The following is a 20419-nucleotide window of genomic DNA, read 5'->3' as shown; positions in this document are numbered from 1 at the left end:
GTGAGTCAGCACACCCGAAAACGTCCCACTGTATGAGATGACCCCGCAACGAAGTGACCAGGCGCGTCTCACTACGTGGACATTTGAGGGTTGCTGTCGGGCTGGCCGGTGGATTTGTGGAATACATCGGGTTTACGGGAGGAAATTGGTCTAGCCGAACCCGCGTGGATTCGGGACTTCCCGCAAAATCGAGGATATTTCGCCCCCGGACACTCTCAGGCCATGAATGATGCTGTGTTTTACACCTTCCAACGCGCCACTGGGATGCGTCCAAATCCTCAAGAATTTACCAGTAGAGCCAACGCTGCGATCAATGGTGCCGCCAATGCCGGTGACACGATGCTACTGGTGCATCGCACCGCCAGCCGGTACACGACCTACTTTGCCGTGTCGAAGTCAGCAGCCAGTGCAAATAAAGGATTAGAGCTTGCCCAAGCCTACGGTGCACGCGCCACCACGGTCGATGAACTGCCAGACGAGATCGTCGAAACCCCGCACATCGTCAAGCTGAAGTTTCGGTCATCCGACTTCGGTGCCGACACCCAGTACGGTGCTGATCCTGCCGAGATGGCGCGCAGTTTATCCAACGCCATGCCCGATGATTCCTGGGTTGGGTTTGCCATCCGGCAGGTGACCAAGCAGGAGACGCGACGTAACCGACCCTACGTTGACCACCGAATTGGTCCAGGCTCTCGTCACCTGTCCAAGACCAAGTCTGCATTAGTGTTTAGCATCTATGTGGGCGCTCAGTCTCGGACTGAAGCCATCAATTTGGCGCGCGACATTCCAGACATGATGACCGGTTTTGACCTGGCAGCCCGTCCAGTCACTGTGTCGAATGTCAACCGGAAGGCTGCGAAGTTCCTGGGGGTGGCGATTGCCGTTGCTGCGGTCACCGTTGCAGCCGATTCTGCATTCGACACACTGCCCGATCAAGTGGTGAGTTTCGGCTGGCTTGTCGCCGGACTGCTGACCCTGTTAAGCCTGGTGGGGTTTGTCTTTGGTCCACCGAAGCGTCAGGTGAGACGACATTTACAGCGCGGATTTTTACCACGTCCAAAGAGTTCGCCGGTCTTTGTTCGCAAGCCCAGAAAAGAGGGCACGAAAATCTTGCGAGACCATGAGGGTAACCAGCGAATCAAAACCATCAAAGCCTTCGATGGCAGCTACCCATTCCACAAAGAAGCGTTCTTGTTTGAACCTACCGTGTTTGCTCCAGCAGGCAACCCGCACGGCTCATCGTATGCCGGAGCGATCACGGCGTCAGACCGCGAAGTGACCCCAGAATTAACATCGTCGCATGGTCCAATCATCGGTCACACGGTGCAAGGCACATCAGTGCCCATCCCTGCATCATCGCTGCGGTACAACACCATGATTTTCGGTGAACCAGGCTCCGGTAAGTCGGTACTGTTGCAAGGTTTATGGGGTTGGCTGTGTCAAGAGCGAGTCAACCCGTCAGGCCGTGAACACCACCCCGGAGCAGACTCCACACTGATCGCTATCGAGACTAAAGGCAGCGGCGTGGAAGGCTATCTGTCGCACTCAGCGTTGCACGGTGACAAAGCGATCTTAGTCGATGCACTTGATCACACCACTCCGGCTATTGACCCATTTGATTTCGGCGACCTGCCAATGCGGGAGCAATCTGAACGGATCGTGTCTGCACTGAAGTATGCCTTTGATGACGGTTCGATTATGGGTCGATCTGCTGAGTCACTTCGTGCAGTGTACCCAGCAGCATTGGCCGCCATGCACTATCAGATTGTCGATGAGGATTGGATGGGCGATGACGCATCCCACCGTCGGCTGTCGCAACCCGGTGTCACCGAGCACGACTTCGCCCATGCACTGCTGATGGGTCAGACTCCAGAGACTTTTGACGCCATCATGGCAACGCTGTCCACACTGGCTGACCGGTGCAAACGTGAAGGCGATCTTGACGCTTACGATGAGATTACCGAAGCAGTCGATGACATGGGCACGCTGATCCAGATGACACCAGCAGCACGCCGGTCACACACCGAAGCGCCGAGAAATAAGATTGATGTGTTGCGCCGGATGGGGTACTACTTCCGAGACGACCGACCAGTAACCAGTTTTGAAAACGTGTTACGCAAGCATCAGGCCGTGGTGATAAATGTCGGGTCCAATGACAGCGGCCAGGTCATGGAAGATGAGCAGTCCAAGCTGCTGGCTTCCCTGTTGGTTTACAACTTGCGATCTGCAATCCAGCGCGTGTGTTCATCCTGGGAGGCTCAAGGCCGATCAGTGTCTTTGCTGTGTGATGAGCTGTCAATGCTGGCAGGCTCTAACGAAGAAGTGCTGATGTGGATGCGAGATCAAGGTCGGTCATACGGTGTGCGGATGCATCATGGTTCTCAGTTCCCAGCGCAGTTGAACGTGAAGTTGTTAGAAAATGTGTTCGGTTATCACACGGTGGCAACCTACACGATGGGGTCCAGCAAGCCGTCAGAAGTGGTGGCTCACGAGTTCGCTGACGATGTGACCGGCGAAGAAATCCGCAACCTTGGCAAGTACCAGTTGCTGATGGTCACCAACGTCAATGATGAAATCCAGCCGCCCGTCACCGTCAATGTCCACAACTTCAATGAGGACGTGTTACTGTGAGCCGATTTGATACCGGAGTCAACCTTCCGTCACTGGATGAGGTCACCGAAGACGATGCCGATAAGCAGTCAGTTTTTGACCCAGAAACCGGCGAGGTCTTCGACGATGAGTCCGTTGAGCTGCCAGATTTCGGCAACCCATCCGACAGTGATGCTGCACCTCAGTTACCCAACTTGCCCGACTTCATCACTGGTGACGATACCGCCAACCGTGACACAGGCAGACCAGACCTCCAAGGGGACACCAGTGACGATGTCCATCCTGATCCAGCAGTCGAGCAACAAGGCTTCCGCGCTACCGACGATTCACCAGTTCCGACCTCCGGATATGCCACCCGGTTCGACCCACGTGTCGCCGACTTGCCCGACACCCGGCCACAGCTTGGCAAGCCAGCGTTAAAAAATCCTCACGCCCACAGACACCGTGCCGACCCGTTTTATGACAAGCTGTGGCAGTTCGGTTCACAGGCGGCATGGGCGACCTATGAGGGCGTGGTCAAACACCGCAAGGATGGCTCATCGATGCTGCTGCCATCCGGGGTCATCAGGAAGGAACGAGCCACTGAAATGGTGCGCTACGGCGACCACCGATCACAACGAATTGCGATGCTATCGGCTATTGATTCCTGGGGTACAGTCACGGCTGAGCAAATGGTTGCGCTGACTGGCTATCGCAACCTGTTGCACCCGGATCACGATGTACCGATGTCACTGTTTTCGACTTCTTTGATGGATATTGGCCGATTGCAAAACTCCATGGTCGCTGTCAAAGATGATCCACGGTCTACCGTCTACCGGTTCCGCTCCCCTCGTGGACGGATACGCTCTGTTGCCAAGCGTGCCTGGACTTCTGCTGAGTACCTTCAAGTCGATGCCGGGGTGAACTTTGCTCCATCATTGGGTTTTATGGATCGCCACAACATCATGTCTACCGAGTTCGCCTTACGGTGTGCCGAGTCGCACCCAGAAGTGAACATGGTACTGGGTGAAAAGTGGTCATCAGGCGACTCATTGCTACCGCATACCCGAAAGAAGATCGGCTTTCACCGCACCTCCGAACAACACCCAGTTCGCGGCGACTCCACCATCATTTTGAAAAACGGTCTGCGGGTCGTAATTGAAATGACCTCGGGACACTCAGCGTCGGTCTATCGCAAGCTACAGCGCTGGGCGCAGTTTCTCACCAGGCACACATTGGCCGAGTCCGGCATCGTGGTCATCTTTGTCATGGCGTCATCAAAATACTCTGACGGTCGAGACTACGAGACCTCAGTCTCCACCTTCCGAACGTGGATGGAACGCACCTTGCGACGCTTCCGGTCACGCGACCAAGACTCCGCGGCAGCTCGCATGGGGCTTGCTCGATGGACTGACATGTTCCCGGCCAAACACGAGCTCGGAGAAGAGTTTTACACCCTGTCTGCCGAATACCTCGATGTGGACTGGCAGAAAAAGCCCATTGATTTCTTTGACCCCCAGTTTGCCGACCCACACGTTGCTTCAGCACCGATTGCCATGGGACCGGTGCTGGCCGCTACACCGCACTGGTGGCGTCGGGGAGATCAGACACCGCTGATCGGGCTGCCATCATTGCGAGCCGGAGAATCGCCACTGACCGATGACCAGACACATTTGACCACCACCGGCGCAGTGGATGAAGTGCATCCGCCGTCACGTCTCCGAGCCGTTGGGGCGCAGCGTCGGTTCAACTCCGCTGACGATGTCACTGGTCCCGAGGTGGTTGACCAGACAGATGACCAAGCAGCCAGCGATGGCCGAACGAAGGCAGAAGATGACGAATAACAATCAGCCAGAGCGCGACCCATTTGACGACATGCTGGCACGCTACTGTGTCAACGGCTCCAAACAGGGTCAACAATCAGCAGAGAATCAACCCACGACCTGGCAAGAGATACAAAACCGGCAGGATGGTGCTGACCACGGCATGATGGAAGACCAGAAATCTGAAGGAGTCTGGGATCGTGGAAAACAATTCATCCTGCCGGCAGTCTTAGTGCTGGGCATCGTGCTCAGCGTCGTGACCGGACTGTTTTAGGCCGGCGACACCGCAGCTGGCTTGTTCATCTCGGCACGTTCCTCCAGCCAGTCCATCGCATCGTCGAGATGATCGAATTTCTCACCATAGATGTCGATGCCTGCAAGGTACATATTGCGCGTCCCTGCTTGGTAGCTGATCGGTGAACCAGGCTGTAGTCGAGGGTCAAGCACAGCGACCATTCCGCGGTCTGATCCTGAGTTCCCTGCGATGAACGTTCTGCCGTTTCGGCGAGCAACAACGCTGCCAAGCTCAGTGTTGATGCACCAGGTTCTCCCAACGCCGTGATCGACAACATCCTTGCGAGTAGTATTTACGGAACCACGAGCCGCAAAGCGCACCTCCCACTGAGTCTCACTACGACATACAACATTACTTCGGTAACCGACTAAAGCGCATATCTCTTGGAATCTGTCGGCGTTTAGCTTGGTGCCAGTGTGGAAAGCTCCAGACTTGCCTTCTTGGGACCATTTGTACGTTCCGTCCCCAAGCATTAGTCCGTGAAATAGTGCAAGAAGATTTGGTCTAGATGCAGTATTGATAATCCACCGGGGGATAATTTTTTCTGCATCAAGCCAATTCCACACATCACGGTAGGAGGAGTATTGAACCGATCGAAACGATTTTAACTTTGACTTTCTTCGCCGCTGCCCTAGAACCATCAAATCGCGGATTCGAGAAGAGTCATGCCCATTGATCACCCACGTAACGAGGTCGCCATTACGGGTATATTCTTTCCCTCCCCGGACTGACAGTTTCGTGCCACTACGCTTCTGAACGTACCGGTTGAATTTCATTTCCATCCCGCTCAAGAGTTCGTCAATCTCATCGACTACCTCCTGTTTCGCGGTACTCTGCGCCAAGGTGATACTGTTTTTGCTCTTTGAAATGTGTCCATCACTTATGACTAAGCCAAGGAGCGTAAACCATTCTCTGGGAAGCTTCGACTGACCTCTAGAGACGCGACCGGCTAGCGGTAGTTGGAACCTGTGTGGCAGGTCATCGAATCTAGTTTTCACGTAGTCAGGAGCCTTACTGACATAGTATTCTGTGCTCCCGTCAGCGCGAGTTTGTATAGGTCTGGTTTTCTGAGGTTGGACCAACATTGTGTGGTCAGGTGTTGCTACGATGTCAGCCATCCTATTTTTGAACCGAAGCAGTGGCTCTGGATCATCGTTCACCTTAATCGCTTTGACTTTATGCTGCTCGATAGTTGGTGCGCCTTTAGTCGAGGCTGCCCTAGTCCCGCGTGCCTGCATTAGATGTGGAGGAATGCCGTATACCGTGTCACCAATCTCGATCTCACTGTAGTTCTTCCACCCATCTGTTGTGAGTATTTCTGTTTCGAGGTCGAAGCATCTTATTAGGCGACCTGCGGCTTGTTCCAATAACACTGCGGCATCTTGAACATACACTCTGGTGTCTGCCACCCATTTGTTCACACCGTTGTCGATCAGGGTTGCACACCGCGCTTTGTCTACCGGGTTCATCGGAGCGCGCGCCGGGCGGTCAATGACTACTAAGGTGTTGGTCAGCCCAGATGCATCCACCCCAGTCATTAAGGACCGAGTGCCGACAATGACTGATGAGGTTTCAGCGATCCAGTCATCAATAGCCTTGGCTCGACCGCGCGGGTCCCACTGCGTGTAGACGGTGAACGGCAGGTGCGGGTCGTCCTCAATAGCTTTGGCATATTCTTTGGCAGCTGATGCGGTTGCACAAATCACCATGGCCGAGCCGCGGTTGGCAAAAATCAGTTCTAGCATCTGTTCTTTTGCCCACGCGCGATGCAGCCCGGTATCCATTTTCATCTTGCCCCACCGGTCAGTAGTGATCTCTTCTAGGTCTTCATCGTCTGGATACGGGATATACAGTGCCGAGTTTGCATAGGCTGTGGAAAACGGCGTCACGACATCAACCACGTCGCACCGTAGACCTGCTTCAAACGGGAAGTCATCGGACAAGGTGGCCGACACAGCAATCACCGTGGAGCGTACCCGGTCAGCAACTGGCTCCACAGGTTCGTCACCTAACAGTCGCGCGAGGGCTTCTTCAGTCTGCTGCTGGGCAAGATCAACATCATTGGCACCGCCCACGGAGGGGTCGCGAGTCCACAAGCGGTGAAACAAATTTGATGACACATCAATCGGTGATGCAGCAAAGGATGGGATAACCGCCCCTGATGGAGTGGACTGTCGGATTGCCCACCGTGCCGTGTCCCGGATCGTCGTGGAGACCAGGTCAATGTCGTCAATCAAGGATTCAACAGACGAGATGTTTCGCAGTCGAATGTCTTGGGTCAACATACCGTCGTCTTTGATCGCTTCCTTCAGTGTGGACAGGCGAACATTGAGTGCGTCGAGTTCGGAGAATTCTTCATCATCTTCGATCCAGACTTCTTCGTCATTTCGGGCATCGCCGATGTAGTCGTTGAGGCACTGGGTGACAAACGGCAGAAGTTGTCGCACATTTTCACCAGCACTTTTGACCATCGGAGATGGTTGAGCGTCGGAGTCATCGGGTTCGACGATTCGGTTGAGTAGCCGGGCAATGCGAGGTTCCGAAACTTCGACGGCACCATTGGACCGCACCACGGATGGCAGTGCGTGAGCTTCGTCAATGATGATGTGGTCAAATTCCCCAAGTGTTTTGGAATCCACTAGCACCGGGATGCTTTTGGTGGCTTGAATGGCGATCAACGTGTGGTTGGTGACGACAATGTCTGCCACTGCTGCGGCCTTCCTGGCCTGATGTCCAGCACAGGCATCGTCGTTGTCACCGTCATTGGAGCATTGGCCAGACGGCACCGACACAAGCGACCATTCTCGCTCAATGGGCACCGGGCATTCATCACGCTGGCCGTTGGTTGGGTCACTTGAGTGCATCATCGCCCAGGTGACCAAATCCACCAGAGTACCCACGGTGGATTGAATTCCCGAGATTTTCATTGGTGTGGCAGCACCCAGCTGGTCTTTGACCTTGGAGAGACGGGTGAACAAATCTGTTGGCGATGACTCACCGGCTCGGCGCAAAATACGGTTCGCGGTGACCTTGGCAGCTTCGTTACACACGTAATTGCCAAAGCCTTTGAGTACCGCCACTTGTGGTTCACGGCCATACATCTCGGCGGTGGCCGCAGCGACTGCCGGGGCGTCTTTGGTGACAATCTGACGCTGTAGTGCCAGCCCCTCGGTGGAAATAAGCGTGCGTTCACCGCGGGTGGCCGCTGCGGCAAAAGCCGGAGTGAGGTAGGCGAGCGATTTTCCTGTGCCGGTTGGCGCTTGTGCAGCTAAGTGCTTACCACCAATGGACAGTGCTTGTTCGATCCAGCCAGAAAGTTCCGCCTGGGGTGCACGTGGTTTGGCTTCGGGTATCCCGGTGGTCTTGATGACCGCCTGGGTCAATAAGTCTTGTTGAGGTGTATTCTGATCTTCCATACCAGCACAGTGTCCGGCAGGACTAATCAGCTTGATAGGTCGAATGTGGGCAGCGGAGTGCTTGGGAACAGTAGTTGATGCCTAGCGGGTTGTCTTCGGTGGGTGGCTCGTCGTCGGTGTATCGCGATACACTGTTGATTTCCAAATTGTCCGTGTGGTTGCTGTCGCACTCTGGGCACCAGTCGCAGACGTAAATCTGCTGGTCGAGCTGGTCTTCGGGGATTTGGGAGAGGGCTTCAAGAAGTTCTCTGATCGTCATATCCCAACTGTGTCCGGCAAGGTCGGTAGAAGCCTGCTCCACCCGAGGTTGGTCTACCGCTCAAGGGCTGCGTTGAGATCGTCCATCTGGCCGTCGTACGCGGCACTTCGACGATGCTGCGATACCGCAGAGCGGCTCAGGTGTTGAAGCAGCCGTTTGATCCAGACCAGAAAAGGGGTGGCAGTTCTTTGACTACCACCCCTTGTGCAAGGACAGCGCTGAATTCATGCAACGCGCTCTAGTTCTTCCACTAACGTCGTAGCGTGTGCCAGCGTGTTTTTGAGTTCGGTCACCAGTGTTGTGATGTCAGGGCTGTCGCCTTCTGCCGCGTTGGGGTCTACTACGAAATAGCGACGTGGTGAATCCTTCCGAACCACCAATCCCTCATCGATCAACGTGTTATAGGCCGTCCTAACGGTTTGAACGCCATTGATGCCAAAGCGTTGCTGCACCTCAGAAATGGTCGGCAGCATAGCTCCGTGGTGGCGCTGCTCGACGAGGGTGCGCAACCATTCAGTGATCTGCTTGTAAACCGGTACATAGCTCATTGTTCTTCCTTTGCTTTTAGTTTATACCCTCATTTTTAGAGGACATAAACAGAATATCACAAATGCTCAGGGTTGGTCTCGCAATAGCCGTCAGTTCACGACGAAAAGTGCCCGGACACTATCAGGGCATGAACACATTAGACACGCTTACCCTCGATACGCTCACCGCCCCGCAAGACGTCTTGGCAGGCTACCGGGCTACCGACACCTTTGGCTCCGGTTCCGGTTGTCACCGATTGATCTGTGATGACAACCTGACGGTGCTGCATCAGCTAGATACCTCCGGTGAACTCTTTGATTTCATCTTCGTTGACCCGCCCTACAACACCGGACGCACCCGAGATGCCTACCAGAACCGATTTGATGCCGGAGACTGGCAGATGGCACTGTTGGAGCGCCTACAAGCCGCACAGCAAGTTCTGGCGCTGTCTGGCGCGATGGCGCTGACAATTGATTCACGGTCGCTGGCAGATGCTTTGCAGGTCGTAGAACGGCTGATGGCACAGTCAACAGGTTGGTGGTATCAAATCATCACCATGTCCACGGTGCCATCGGGATCGGCAATGAAAGGCTTTCGCCGTTCGCACGAGTACATCATTTGTATCCATCCGGCCTCTGGCGGTCCACAGCCAGCAAAGCTCGGCGACCATTGGGGGTTGCACCAAGAGGGTCGCGTGGCAGGCACAGTGCAGTGGAATCGGCTGCTGAAATCTGGAATCGGTCACACCGCCCAATCGTCTCCGGGGTGCTTCTACCCGGTATTCATCGACCGTGCCACCGGAAAAGTTGTTGGGGTGGGAGAACCGGTGTCCCCTGGTGCCTATCAGAAATTCAATGACCCCGATCCTGATGTGGCTACCTGCTGGCCTATTCGCAAAGACGGATCACTTGGACGCTGGCGGGTCTCTGCTGACACCGCACGAACATTGCTAGCCCAAGGGTTTGTCACTACCGGACGGCTCGTGCGCGGCGATGAGCACAAGACGGCGATCAAATACCTCACTTCCGGGGTGGTTGCCAAAATTGACCGCGGGGAGTTTGAAATCACCGGATACGACGAAGACACTGGTGCTGCCATCGTGGTAGCCACTGAGGATGATCCAGCAGTGCTGCCGACGACAGTATGGACGGTGCCCAGTCACAACTACTCTGTCTATGGTTCGTGGTTGCTGCGCAAGCTGGTGCCACAGTGCACGTTCTCGCATCCCAAATCAATCTATGCCATGGAAGATTTGTTGCGCTTCTACGCCGCCGATCCAGACGCCAAAATTCTTGACCTGTATGCCGGATCAGGCACGGTTGCTCATGCTGCGATGCTGCTGAACGACACCGATGGCGGGTCCCGCGATACGGTCTCTGTGACGCTCAACGAGCTGCCCCAGCAAGGTCATGCACCTGGTGATAAGGCCGGGGTCTTCCACGCGGTGCTAGTGCCCCGGATGCGCGCTGCTTCAACTGGTATCACCACAGCAAAGCACCCCGTCGCGGGAGACTATGAGTTTCCGCTGCGGGGTGCGATAGCTGATGGCTTGTCTGGGGCTGTTGAGGTGCTGATACCAGATCAGTCGTGATGTGCTCCTACTGCATGAGCACTGGCTGGTCTCCGGGAATGTCGGTGGCGTCGAGGTTGATGGCAATACTTGATGCTGTCAAATAGGCAGATGCACGGTCGGCGTATTGTTGCGATGTTGCATCTGATAGGTCGATACCGACGAACACAGGAGTACCACGAGAACGAGAAACCGACAGTGTGAACCGAAATATGTTGAGTGTTTCTTTAGTCGTCTAGGGACTCGTCTTGTGAGTTGTCATCTTCATCGTCATCCACCATGGCGGCTTCATCATCGTCCTCGAAACCCTGTTCTTCGCTGAATCCCTCTTCGTAGGAATCCTGAGCTTGTGGGGTCCATAAGCCTGCATTGCGTAGGGCTTCCAAAGTGCTCACAATTCCTTGAGATGCATTGAAATTCGCAGTTTTGAGAGCATTTTGCAGACCCGGTTGAGTAATCGTTTCAAAAATACTGTTGTAGTAGTCCCTGCCAGAGATGTTATTTAGTGCAGTTTGGAGAGCAGCGGATGAATTCAATTCACTCATAACTTGCTCGACAGCACCGCTATGCCACGGAAGATTGTAAGAGCTTTGAAGGACGGGTTGTTGCTGAGCTTTACGCCTCTCATCGGCATATGTGGTGACATCTTTTACTGTTTCTTCTTTGACACTCTTGCCTCGCTGCCACGCCTCTTCGACAAAATCTTCGGATGTATAAAATTTTATGTTCCTACCGCCGCTGTACCTTAAATACTCGTCGATAAGTTCTTGTCGAGCTGCAATGGGGCCAGTTTTGTCAATTGTCCACCAGTCTTCCTTGAGGTCGTCTGTTATGAAGATAACCGAACACTGGTTTTCGCGAGCAAAATCGAGAATCTGAAACCAAACTATTAAATCCCCAAACTTGTTGTTACCTTTGCCAGCATCTTTGTAGCCGGGGGGGAATGTTCAAGCGATATCGCTGTTCACCTACGCTGTGGATCTTAAGCAGCTTTTTTGAGGTATAAGACTCTCCAACGCGACCATCATAGAGTTCAGAGATTTTCTGGAAGGTTTGGTCATGCGCGTCATCACTGAGAACATCTACTTTGTAGTCATGGAACTTCTGTTTAACGCTCTCACGCAAGGCGTTCAGTTCTTCATTAATAAAATCTGAAATCTCTTCTGATTCCTCTCTCATAAGTGGCTTAAAGTCACTCAGAAAGGATTTCAAATTGGCTTTGGCACCTTCAATCGCTTTACTGAAACCTTTTAGCGCTTCTTTCTGGCGTTTCGGAACTTCCAGTCGTTCGCGGTGAAATTCAGTGCCTACTTGATTAGGCATCCACAGTCTTTCGGCGAGCTCTTCAAGTAAGTGCAGGAAATCATTACGGGTCTTGGAAGGGTAGCGAAAAACGTCCAACAACACATTGGTATCGAAAACAATGGTGGCGTTTTCCCACAAGTCAGACAACTCATCGTCTGACATCGAGTAATGAGCCCTGAAATGATCTCGCAATGGTTCTCCCAAGTGTAATAAAAACTAACTGCTTTTCTCACCATAACTAACGCCACTACTTGAAGTCTTGATGCTGCTAGCTACTGCGCAAAAAGTTGCCGTGGTCGCCGGACATATACGCTCGACGATCACCGTTGACTACCTGGCCAAATGCTTGCCGCATCATTTGCACATCGACCAGCGCGCGGTGGGCGTCATTACCGTAAGCGCCACCTGTCAGCTGAACCATGTCTTGCATTCGGTTGCCCGAGCCTGCTGGGGTGTGGACGAAATAGGTCATAGTGTCTTTGGTGTCCAAGGTGTCGCGCCACTTGCTGGCATAGCCGTTGAGTGAATATGACAGCTGCGTATGTTCAAAGTTTGCTTGGTGAGCTACCAGTACCGAGCCTTCCATGACCTCCATCATGTGTTGCTGGATTTCTGAGTCGGAGAATTTCGGCTTGCCCTCAATCATCTCAGGGGTGATGTTGTGAACATCCTGAGCGCCGGTCCCGGCCAGTGCTTTGAGTTTTTCGTCGGCATCCAGCAGAAACGATCCGGAATCAACCCGTCCATCGGGGTGTACCTTTTCGTAACCGACCTCAATAATGTCGGAGTATTGACCGGTGTCCACGGTGCCAATATCGTCAGTTGTGCGACAGGCGGTTTCAAAGTCAATGAAGACTAGTGGCTTGTCGTCGCGGATGTTTGCAGTCGCCCAGAGTTCTTGCATCGCCTGGTGTCGGTCGATGCCGCGTTCATGCATCAGCGCTTCAGCTCGACGGTCAACTTCTTTGGGGTGTCGTCCGGTGAATGTGGCCAGAAATCGCTTGGCTTTGTTGTAGTGGTAGTCATCGTTCATGGTCGGATTTGGCATGTGCACATATTCTGCACCCCGAGCCTTGTTCTGCTGATCTTTCCAGCGTTGGAAGTTCTCGGCTTCACGTTGATAGTGGGTGTAGCTGTTGAGCGCCATAGCTGACCGGTCATAACCGTGGTCTTCTGCGTGTTTAGCGTGAGCAACATCGGTCAGCGACATCTGGTAAAAAGCTTCCTTGCGTCGCAGGTGTGCCTGATACATGGCATCATCAGCGGGAAAAGCGCGATATGACCCTCGACCGGTACGGCGCTTGTTCTCGTTGTAGGCGTCCCAGAATCGTCGTTCTGCGGCGACAAACGCTTCGATATTGGCGCTGTTAGCATCGTGTAGCTGGTGGAACTCATCTCGCTCGATGTCAACGCGGTGCACGTAGGATTCCACCCCGCCTGATGCTGCATCCTGGGAAGACAGGCTGAGGTCGCTGGCTTCCGAGTGGTGTTTGAAATCGTACTGTCCACTGGTGCGGCGGTTGTTTTGCTGGGCAATCTGAGCTGCGGTCATCGGCTTCATCATACAAGGTCAGTGTCCGGGCGGCAGGGCTCTTATTCCGCGCCGTCGTCGCGAATGATGCGGAAGATGCGTTCTTCAATATCGACCGGACTCAGATCATAGGGTGCGCCCCAGGCTGTTACGAGATCAAGGTAGCGTCCATAGCTCGGTGTTCTCTTGTATTTCAGCTGTTCTCCAGCATTGTCGTTGATCCAGTCGATAACCTCGTCGTCCAAAATCGGTGCTGCACCGTCTTCGCCCTGTGGTCCAGTTGCGGTGATGTAGTAGAGCCATTTAGTGAAAAAGGACGGGCCAAGTCCACGCAGTTTGCCGCCATTATTTAAATGCGAAAACCCTGCAACGCTGCCTTGCTCTCGTGCAACAGTGATGGAGTCTTGAAGTTTTCCTACGACTGCGTCGGAGAGTTTTTTACCATCTCGAAAGTTATCGCTGAGCACCTGCAATGTTCGGTATGGACCGTAACCGACCGTGCCATGCCCCCAAATCATGACCGCGATGAAGGCCCCGGACAAGTTGTCATTTTCCAAGTCGCTCACAGCCTGACGAATGATGTATCGATCTACGGCATCTGGCAGGGAGTTGATCGCATCGGTGGCACCGGGGATATCTCCCAGCCACTTCAACCACTTCTCAGGGTCGTACCCAAAAGCACGCTGCGGCGGGAAGGGTGGCTCCATGAGTTCGACAAGTTCTGGTGGCGGCGGTGGAATGGGTGCTGACATGACGTTTCCTCTGAGAATGTGATGAGTGTCTACTATCGAGCCTAAGCAATACCGGGGACACCAATAGAAAAGTCAGCGCTTCCCTGGCTATGTGACATTTGGGCACCTCAAACAAGGGTGCCGGCACACCGCGGCCCCGACACACTTGTTTGATGAACTCACCTGCTAGCTTTCCTCAGCCAACCGATTGACTAGGTCCTCGTCGTCCAAGAAGTCGATCAGCTGCCGACGCTGCTGTGTGATGGTGTTGTACTCATAGGCAGCCTGACGATATTGAGGGTCGGAGGTGTCGTTGACCTCGTATTCGATACCCAGTTCATCAGCCCACTCGTCAAGATCGCGTTGTTCATAGGAGTTTTCAACGTAACTGACATCGTGGAGCACCGTGGACATGACCTCGGCGCCGTAAACCTCCTTGTCAGCCAACTGCCCTGATGTCCAGCCAGTGGCAAAGTGCCGCTCGTTGCCATCGTCATCCTTGCGGTAAAAGTGCACGGTGGATTCAAAAGCATCGGGTGAGCGATACGGGCTGTCGAGGTCTTCCAAAGGGTTTCCGGAGCCGTATTCGACAAAGGTTCTGACACCTTTGGCGTGCAAGGCATGAGCCACAGCCATCTGGCCTTCGCTGAATTCTCCAGGCCCTTTGTCCGGCAGCAGCCCAACCTCGGTCTCACCATCTGGATGCGCTGTGTTCAATGGTGAGTTCGGATCGTTGTAGGCGGTTTGAATGTCGGAGACACTGGTGGGCGGGATAGCGTGAACAAAATCGTAGTCGCCGCCGTAGTAGTCGTACTTGTTCAACTCTGGCTGGTGTCGGTTCTCTGGGTCATCGTCAAAGAAATCTTCGGGGTTGGTATAATCGTCGTAAGCATCTTCGCCACGCCCTTGCGTGAGCAGGTCTTGGTCTGACACTTTCGCCCAGCTTTGCCCGTCCTTGTCTGACATCCACAGTTGCGGGGTATAACCACTGTTTGAGTGTGCGGCATCATAGGGGTCAACCTGATCGTCATAGAACTGGTGCAAGTTGATGGTTTTGAACTGGTCGTTGAGCTTGGACATGTCATACGGGTCGTGGACGTCCCAGCCGTAGTTGGCGACTTCTCGTAAGGCAGGGACGTCGTGGTTGATGAAGTCTTGATGCCATTGGTCGTCGTGGCCATCTGCGAATATCTCCAGACGTCGTCGTTGCTCGGAAGTGCTGTCGCCAGCACTCAAACTTACCTCTGCTTCGGAGTGGTGCTGGTGGCCGAACTTGCCGTCAGTCTGTCGGGCGTTTTCACGTCGGGATGCTGCATCGGAGCTGAAGTGATGTGTCATGGTCAGATAGTGTCCGGCTATCAGTGGTCGCCAAGGGGACACCAGTGTTAGGCCAGACTCAAAACGCCCCGGCCAACACAGCGATGAGCGGGGCGTTGTGACCACCGTTGTAGTGTGGCAGTACAGTCTCTTAGAAGCCTTCCATAGTTATCTGGCCATCTTCCAGCTCCACATTGACCTCTAGGCTTTGCATCTCGTGGATCGTAGAGCGCTCAAGTCGCCGGGCAATAACCTCAGATTCAATATCAGCGGCGTCAGTATTGGACCGGAAGCCTGAGCCATGGCCTGATGCTGCAAGGTAAGCGTCAACGCCGCTGTGGACGTAGCCAGATTGTTTTGATGGCCTGCCGACCTTCGACCACGCTGCCAAGTCGCCAGCATTATTGTCATAAAATGATGCTGCCATATCTTCCAGCTTCTTCTTGGTGTCGGCGTCCACGTCGATGTCGCCGATGTCTGTTTCCTCATCGTCGAAGTCGATCTCATCTTCAAGTATTGCCAGACTGTCCTGCCGATTGGCACTCACGAAGTCGTTGATGAACTGCTGCTTGTGCGGCTCGTCAGTTTCTTCAGGGTTGGGCAGTTTGGCCATATCGTGGTCGTGTAGGCGCTGGGCAAGCATAGCGTGGACGTTTTCTGTACCGTCTGCACCCACCATGTCGTTGTGGAATTCGGTGGCTTTGGTGTCATTGATCAGCGTTTCAATGGCATCCGGCTCGGATATCGGGCCATCGACATTGGTGGCAAAGTCGAATGAAAACGCACCTTCTGGACCAGGGTCGAGCTGGGCACCCGGATAGCGTTGCTGGACGAAGTCTTCGATCACGTGTGCTCGACGGTTGAGGTATTGGTCGATGTCATCTTCGTCAAAGCTGTCGCGCATTGCATGAAGCTGAGCAGGAAGGCAGTCGCGCATGGTGTTGCTGACAGTTGCCTCGACTGTGTATTGACCCTCGTCGTTGAAGATTTCAGCGCGGTCGAAGCCGGTGCCGATCAGGAGCCGGTGGTTGATTTCGTGGCTGCCACCGTCGTCAAGCTCTATCCGGTGAAGCGCAGCATCATTGATACCAAGGCCAATATCAGCTTCGGAATGTGATTTGGTGGTGTATTTGCCATCCTCGGTGCGGTTGGTCTGTTGGGCAAGTTGTGCAGAAGTCAGTGGCTTATTCATGCCCAGCAAGTGTCCGGTGACTAGCTTGCCCGCAGTACACGTGCCCGGTAGCGGGTGTAGAGCTTCGGGTTGGTCTTTTTCAACCGGACGGTATCTACGACATCGCGCTGCTTGTGGTACTTTTCAAACAACTTCGGATGTTCGTCGCGGAACTTCCGCTCAGAGAACGTGCCGTTTTGCTTATTCGTTGCAATGATCATGCCGCGGTCATCAGTCAGTGCCTCAGCATTTTCCATGTAGGAGCGGATTCTGGCCTCATAGTGCTTGCTGAGTTCTTTGGCCTTGACTTCTGTTTCTTTCGCTTTCCGATACTTGGCGATGTCCTGAGCAGCCTGGTCATCGGCTACCACGGTCGTGCCAACATTGGCACGAGAGTACACATCTTTGATCTTGTCTAAACGCTCTGGTGCTGGTGGGACGTCTTGGACGAGATGGTAGTGCCAGAAGTGGTCGATTTCAGAGATGAGGTCATCAATGAGGTCGTCATCGCGTTCGATGTAGATGATGTGGAGTTCGCCACCAACATCAGCCACAATCCAAGCGTGCGACCTGCCGGTGACATACATGCCATGCTGAACTTGCCAGAAGGACTCTGATGACACGCGGCCTTCGATTTCAGACCAGTCATCTTTGAGGTGGTGGGAGTGCACCTTGGCCTCGAACAGTCCACCATCAGAGGTTAATGCATCGACGTTGACTCGAACATAAGGACGCTCTTTGCTGGCCATCAGTCCGCGGCGCTGGGTTTGGATGCCGGTCTCTCGGGTGAATTCTTCTCGCAAGAAGTCTTCCATGTGATGACCTCGACGGGTGAGGTAATTGCCCTCGAAGTCCGGGGCGAGCCCCTTCTTTTCCTCATAGAGGTCTAACAGTTCACGGTAGCGGTTCTCGCCCATGATGATCGACGCCTCAGAGCCGCCGATGCCGTTGCCGCGCTCAGCCTTCCAGTCTTCGTCTGGGGCATCATAGGGCAGAATCTGCACAGCATTTGGGCAGCTGTAGTCGGGCTTTTCGTCGTGTTGCTCGTCTGCAAAGGTCTGTACTTCACTCATACACTTACTGTGTCCGGCATAATGTCATCGAGTGCGATGCTGCTGCCTCTGCGGCGATCTTGCCACCAGTAGCCCACTTGTTATCTCGGCCAGCAACAGAACACTGAAGACAGTCAGTCGGATGCTGTGGGTAGGAATGTACAGAGTCCATTCCAGCGGTCCCCCACCCCTAATGTAGACAGACAATGCTGGATCACCCCAAGCCATTGGCTTGACCACCTCAATGTCAAAGATGCCGATGACGAAAATACATCAAGACTCAGTATTCATGCAGCACATGCCAGCACCCAGTCGGCGGCGGTGAACAGCTCGAATTGCGGGGCGATGTCGAAACGTTATGGCAGGACGTGTTCTTGGCTGATGTCTGTCTTCAAGACATAGTCTGATTGCGGTGCGCAGCTGCATAGGTCAACACCAGGGGGCCGATTACAGACTGGACGATCCGACGATTAGTCTGACCGCCAGCACGGCAAGACCGATGAACAGCAGCGCCATCCCGAGAACCAACAGGGATCGGTATCTGTCTGGAAAGACGATGGACTCCAAATAGTGCTGCGGTGTTTTTGGCCTCCTGTTCCACGCGGCGATAAACGCAATGACCGCACCAACAGCTATTACCACAAGGCATAGCACATCTATCAAGAGGTTGATGGAGGGTACGGTCGCAAGGTCAGAGGCTTTATTGCTCTGCGATAACAGTAAACTCATGGCTTCACAGTGTCCGGCATTGGTGCAGGTCCGATGCTGGCGTCCCCATAGATATACCGCCCAGCACTCGATAGAGACCCTTGTGCTAGGCGGTATGCTGTCGCATCTTACGCTGTTTGACGGCGAAGATCACGTCGCGTGGACATGCCAATGTCCGAATAAGACGTCACAGCAAAGCACCCGGCCAAATCAATGCGACCGGGTGCTTTCACATACGACTGCGCCTTTCCTCTGTGCACCGCTACCAAAGTAAAAGTGTCACTAGCTCGACCATGTCTGGTGGACTAGATACCCTCAAAATGGATGGTTTTGCCTTCTCGATATATGCCATTTTCAAGACCGGAGATTTCTTCGGACGCCGAACCTGACAGACGTTTTGCCATAATGCTTGGCTCCAGCTCGTTGCCTGGCACCCGGTCGCGGTATCCGACACCAAGACCTGCCGCCTCCATGTAGGCGTCGTGGCCACCAACGCCGTCGTTCATGTATTCTTTGCGCTCAGAAACATCTTTGCGCCAGGCTTCAAGATCGCCAGCGTTTGCAACGTAGAACTCCCCTGCCATCGTCTTGAGCTTATTCAGCGATTCGTCATCCACCTCGAAGTCGGAAGCCTCTTCTTCGGTCTCCATGAAATACTCTTCTTCGGCGGTCATCTTGGCATCTTGAACTGCTGTGGACACAAAATCGTCCACAAATCGTTGCTTGGCTTGTTCGTCAATGGTCTCGGGGTTGGGTAGTTTGGTGGCATCGTGTTCGGCGAGCTTGTCGCGGATGGTCGATGAGAAGTCTTCGGAGCCAAATGTGCCAGGGTCGATTTCATTGGCGAATTGCACCCCGTCAGACTCTTCCCACAGAGTGTGGGCGGCATCTTCTTCGGTGACCGGTCCGTCAAGCTGGGCGTAAAATTCTAAGGCGAACGTGTCGTCTGGTCCAGGGTCAAGCTGGACATTCTTATACCGCTCGTTGATCGCACCCATGATGACATCAGAGCGGTCGTTGAGGTATTCGGTGATCTGGTCATCCCCGTAGGCTTCGCGCATCCGGTCGATGTCGGCAGGCAGGCAGTGGTCAAAATTTTCGTAGATGGTTCCTTCAACGACGTACCCGTCAGAGTTGGCGATCACTACACGGTCAAAGGCATCAGATGGTGGAGTGATGTCGTGTGAGTCGCCATCATCAACTTCGATGACCTCTTGGAAGCCATCACCGAGACTGACATCTGCCTCAGAATGGGCCTTGGTGGTGTATTTCCCGTCGTCGGTACGGTTGGACTGTTGGGCTCTTTGTGCTTGGCTCATGTTGTTGCTCATGCCCGGTAAGTGTCCGGCGAACGGTCCAGCCCACCCCCTGATTTTCCGGAGATGGGCTGGCGATTGGCTGTTAGCTGTTTTGCTGGGCGAACGCTACACCGTCAAGGAATGCGTCGGCTTCTTTCATTTTCGGATACTGGTGGCAGAATGCTTGGAAATCGTCGCCATGGCCTGGGTATTTCAAATGTGCCAGTTCGTGGACGAGCACGCCGTCGATCACCCACTGTGGCATCTGACGCAACATCGTGGAGATGCGGATGGCTCCGGTTGATGCAGTGCATGAACCCCACAGAGTTTTCTGGCGATCAGACCAGACCACCGATGTCGGTGCAACTTCACCACCCAGCCAAACCTTGGCCAGATGCTCGGCTCGCTGCATGAGTTCATCATCGGTCGATGATTCGTTGCTACGCTGCTGACGCTCTTTGACCTTGGCAGTCAACTGTCGAGCAACGGTAATGATTTGCAGATCGTCCACGGTGGCTGGAATCGACAGCTGCACCATGCCGTCGCGCATGGAGGCGGAGATGGTCTTTTTCCGTCGAGTAGACGAGATCAGACGGATTGCTTCGCCGTCGATTTCTACGATTGAGGCGGTGCGTCCGCCGGAGAGGGTCTGAATGTTTGTCCGGTTGAGTCTCGTCGTGTGTGTCATATACCTACTGTGTCCGGCATGAGTCTCCACCCCGCCACTTATGGCAGCACAATGCCAACTGCCACGCTGATTGCTGGCAGGTGGCATTGATCGGAGTGCAGGTGGCTTAAGCCACCATGAGCCGCCCCCGTGTTTAGG

Annotated in this window: 18 protein-coding genes and 1 pseudogene; 4 read left to right on the top strand and 15 right to left on the bottom strand. The window is 54.0% G+C overall.

Going from position 1 to position 20419, the window contains the following annotated elements:
* Nucleotides 1-222 precede the first annotated feature (222 nt).
* From A6F49_RS01810 to A6F49_RS01800, 3 genes are read left to right on the top strand one after another with little or no spacing between them, the layout of a single operon-like run.
* On the top strand, nt 223-2631 hold the full coding sequence (locus A6F49_RS01810; protein ID WP_043055691.1) for a type IV secretory system conjugative DNA transfer family protein: 2409 nt from the start codon (nt 223-225) through the stop codon (nt 2629-2631).
* Nucleotides 2628-4433: a hypothetical protein gene (locus A6F49_RS01805; protein ID WP_043055690.1), complete on the top strand. Its 1806-nt coding sequence runs from the start codon at nt 2628-2630 to the stop codon at nt 4431-4433. Before A6F49_RS01810 ends, A6F49_RS01805 begins: the two co-directional genes overlap by 4 nt.
* Nucleotides 4423-4686 carry a hypothetical protein gene (locus A6F49_RS01800; protein ID WP_043055689.1) on the top strand — a complete coding sequence of 88 codons (264 nt, stop codon included), beginning with the start codon at nt 4423-4425 and terminating at the stop codon, nt 4684-4686. Before A6F49_RS01805 ends, A6F49_RS01800 begins: the two co-directional genes overlap by 11 nt.
* Here A6F49_RS01800 and A6F49_RS01795 read toward each other — a convergent pair.
* The 3 genes from A6F49_RS01795 to A6F49_RS01785 form a co-directional block, all read right to left on the bottom strand.
* Complete coding sequence (locus A6F49_RS01795; RefSeq protein ID WP_043055688.1) at nt 4683-8123, bottom strand: DEAD/DEAH box helicase; 3441 nt, start codon at nt 8121-8123, stop codon at nt 4683-4685. The genes A6F49_RS01800 and A6F49_RS01795 overlap by 4 nt on opposite strands.
* Nucleotides 8124-8145: 22 nt before the next feature.
* Nucleotides 8146-8382: a hypothetical protein gene (locus tag A6F49_RS01790; protein ID WP_043055687.1), complete on the bottom strand. Its 237-nt coding sequence runs from the start codon at nt 8380-8382 to the stop codon at nt 8146-8148.
* Nucleotides 8383-8606: 224 nt separating this feature from the next.
* Nucleotides 8607-8930 carry a GntR family transcriptional regulator gene (locus A6F49_RS01785; protein WP_043055686.1) on the bottom strand — a complete coding sequence of 108 codons (324 nt, stop codon included), beginning with the start codon at nt 8928-8930 and terminating at the stop codon, nt 8607-8609.
* A gap of 128 nt (nt 8931-9058) precedes the next feature.
* Here A6F49_RS01785 and A6F49_RS01780 point away from each other — a divergent pair, with 128 nt between their 5' ends.
* Entirely contained in the window at nt 9059-10501 is a 1443-nt protein-coding gene (locus A6F49_RS01780) for a DNA methyltransferase (protein WP_043055685.1), read from the top strand.
* Between the two features lie 7 nt (nt 10502-10508).
* On the opposite strand, the gene A6F49_RS17950 is transcribed toward A6F49_RS01780, so the two are convergent.
* The 12 genes and pseudogenes from A6F49_RS17950 to A6F49_RS01725 all read right to left on the bottom strand — a co-directional run bounded on the left by A6F49_RS17950 (nt 10509) and on the right by A6F49_RS01725 (nt 20281).
* Nucleotides 10509-10649 (bottom strand): hypothetical protein, encoded by a 141-nt coding sequence (locus tag A6F49_RS17950; protein ID WP_161485755.1) that lies wholly within the window; start codon nt 10647-10649, stop codon nt 10509-10511.
* A 58-nt stretch (nt 10650-10707) separates the two neighbouring features.
* Nucleotides 10708-10875, bottom strand: coding sequence for a hypothetical protein (locus A6F49_RS18365; RefSeq protein WP_235604812.1), 168 nt, complete (start codon nt 10873-10875; stop codon nt 10708-10710).
* Nucleotides 10876-11301: 426 nt separating this feature from the next.
* Nucleotides 11302-11370, bottom strand: a pseudogene (locus A6F49_RS18785) (hypothetical protein); the annotation flags it as partial.
* 19 nt (nt 11371-11389) lie between these two features.
* Nucleotides 11390-11947 (bottom strand): PIN-like domain-containing protein, encoded by a 558-nt coding sequence (locus A6F49_RS01765; RefSeq protein ID WP_043055683.1) that lies wholly within the window; start codon nt 11945-11947, stop codon nt 11390-11392.
* Nucleotides 11948-12053: 106 nt separating this feature from the next.
* Nucleotides 12054-13349: a 3'-5' exonuclease gene (locus tag A6F49_RS01760; RefSeq protein WP_082911527.1), complete on the bottom strand. Its 1296-nt coding sequence runs from the start codon at nt 13347-13349 to the stop codon at nt 12054-12056.
* Between the two features lie 29 nt (nt 13350-13378).
* Nucleotides 13379-14068, bottom strand: coding sequence for an 8-oxoguanine DNA glycosylase OGG fold protein (locus A6F49_RS01755; protein WP_043055681.1), 690 nt, complete (start codon nt 14066-14068; stop codon nt 13379-13381).
* A gap of 165 nt (nt 14069-14233) precedes the next feature.
* Nucleotides 14234-15385, bottom strand: coding sequence for a hypothetical protein (locus A6F49_RS01750; protein WP_043056755.1), 1152 nt, complete (start codon nt 15383-15385; stop codon nt 14234-14236).
* A 130-nt stretch (nt 15386-15515) separates the two neighbouring features.
* A complete protein-coding gene (locus A6F49_RS01745; protein ID WP_043055679.1) occupies nt 15516-16556 on the bottom strand; it encodes a hypothetical protein in 1041 nt (346 codons plus the stop codon).
* A gap of 20 nt (nt 16557-16576) precedes the next feature.
* Nucleotides 16577-17608 (bottom strand): YqaJ viral recombinase family nuclease, encoded by a 1032-nt coding sequence (locus tag A6F49_RS01740; protein WP_043055678.1) that lies wholly within the window; start codon nt 17606-17608, stop codon nt 16577-16579.
* A gap of 426 nt (nt 17609-18034) precedes the next feature.
* A complete protein-coding gene (locus tag A6F49_RS01735) occupies nt 18035-18316 on the bottom strand; it encodes a hypothetical protein (RefSeq protein ID WP_043055677.1) in 282 nt (93 codons plus the stop codon).
* 284 nt (nt 18317-18600) lie between these two features.
* A complete protein-coding gene (locus tag A6F49_RS01730) occupies nt 18601-19626 on the bottom strand; it encodes a hypothetical protein (protein ID WP_043055676.1) in 1026 nt (341 codons plus the stop codon).
* 70 nt (nt 19627-19696) lie between these two features.
* Nucleotides 19697-20281: a M48 metallopeptidase family protein gene (locus tag A6F49_RS01725; protein WP_052499978.1), complete on the bottom strand. Its 585-nt coding sequence runs from the start codon at nt 20279-20281 to the stop codon at nt 19697-19699.
* Nucleotides 20282-20419: the final 138 nt, after the last annotated feature.

The organism is Enteractinococcus helveticum (assembly GCF_001657475.1).
GTDB classification, from domain to species: Bacteria; Actinomycetota; Actinomycetes; order Actinomycetales; family Micrococcaceae; genus Yaniella; species Yaniella helvetica.
The sequence above is the reverse complement of the archived record's forward strand: the minus strand, read 5'-3'. Positions and strand labels throughout refer to the sequence as shown.

What these genes read in the sequence shown, in the direction of transcription:
- A6F49_RS01745 (WP_043055679.1), bottom strand. Translation starts at nt 16,556, where the DNA reads ATGAATAAGCCACTGACTTCTGCACAACTTGCCCAACAGACCAACCGC.
- A6F49_RS01795 (WP_043055688.1), bottom strand. Translation starts at nt 8,123, where the DNA reads ATGGAAGATCAGAATACACCTCAACAAGACTTATTGACCCAGGCGGTC.
- A6F49_RS01780 (WP_043055685.1), top strand. Translation starts at nt 9,059, where the DNA reads ATGAACACATTAGACACGCTTACCCTCGATACGCTCACCGCCCCGCAA.
- A6F49_RS01765 (WP_043055683.1), bottom strand. Translation starts at nt 11,947, where the DNA reads ATGTCAGACGATGAGTTGTCTGACTTGTGGGAAAACGCCACCATTGTT.
- A6F49_RS01755 (WP_043055681.1), bottom strand. Translation starts at nt 14,068, where the DNA reads ATGTCAGCACCCATTCCACCGCCGCCACCAGAACTTGTCGAACTCATG.
- A6F49_RS01730 (WP_043055676.1), bottom strand. Translation starts at nt 19,626, where the DNA reads ATGAGCAACAACATGAGCCAAGCACAAAGAGCCCAACAGTCCAACCGT.
- A6F49_RS01760 (WP_082911527.1), bottom strand. Translation starts at nt 13,349, where the DNA reads ATGATGAAGCCGATGACCGCAGCTCAGATTGCCCAGCAAAACAACCGC.
- A6F49_RS01800 (WP_043055689.1), top strand. Translation starts at nt 4,423, where the DNA reads ATGACGAATAACAATCAGCCAGAGCGCGACCCATTTGACGACATGCTG.
- A6F49_RS01725 (WP_052499978.1), bottom strand. Translation starts at nt 20,281, where the DNA reads ATGACACACACGACGAGACTCAACCGGACAAACATTCAGACCCTCTCC.
- A6F49_RS01790 (WP_043055687.1), bottom strand. Translation starts at nt 8,382, where the DNA reads ATGACGATCAGAGAACTTCTTGAAGCCCTCTCCCAAATCCCCGAAGAC.
- A6F49_RS01750 (WP_043056755.1), bottom strand. Translation starts at nt 15,385, where the DNA reads ATGACACATCACTTCAGCTCCGATGCAGCATCCCGACGTGAAAACGCC.
- A6F49_RS01810 (WP_043055691.1), top strand. Translation starts at nt 223, where the DNA reads ATGAATGATGCTGTGTTTTACACCTTCCAACGCGCCACTGGGATGCGT.
- A6F49_RS01785 (WP_043055686.1), bottom strand. Translation starts at nt 8,930, where the DNA reads ATGAGCTATGTACCGGTTTACAAGCAGATCACTGAATGGTTGCGCACC.
- A6F49_RS01740 (WP_043055678.1), bottom strand. Translation starts at nt 17,608, where the DNA reads ATGAGTGAAGTACAGACCTTTGCAGACGAGCAACACGACGAAAAGCCC.
- A6F49_RS01735 (WP_043055677.1), bottom strand. Translation starts at nt 18,316, where the DNA reads ATGAGTTTACTGTTATCGCAGAGCAATAAAGCCTCTGACCTTGCGACC.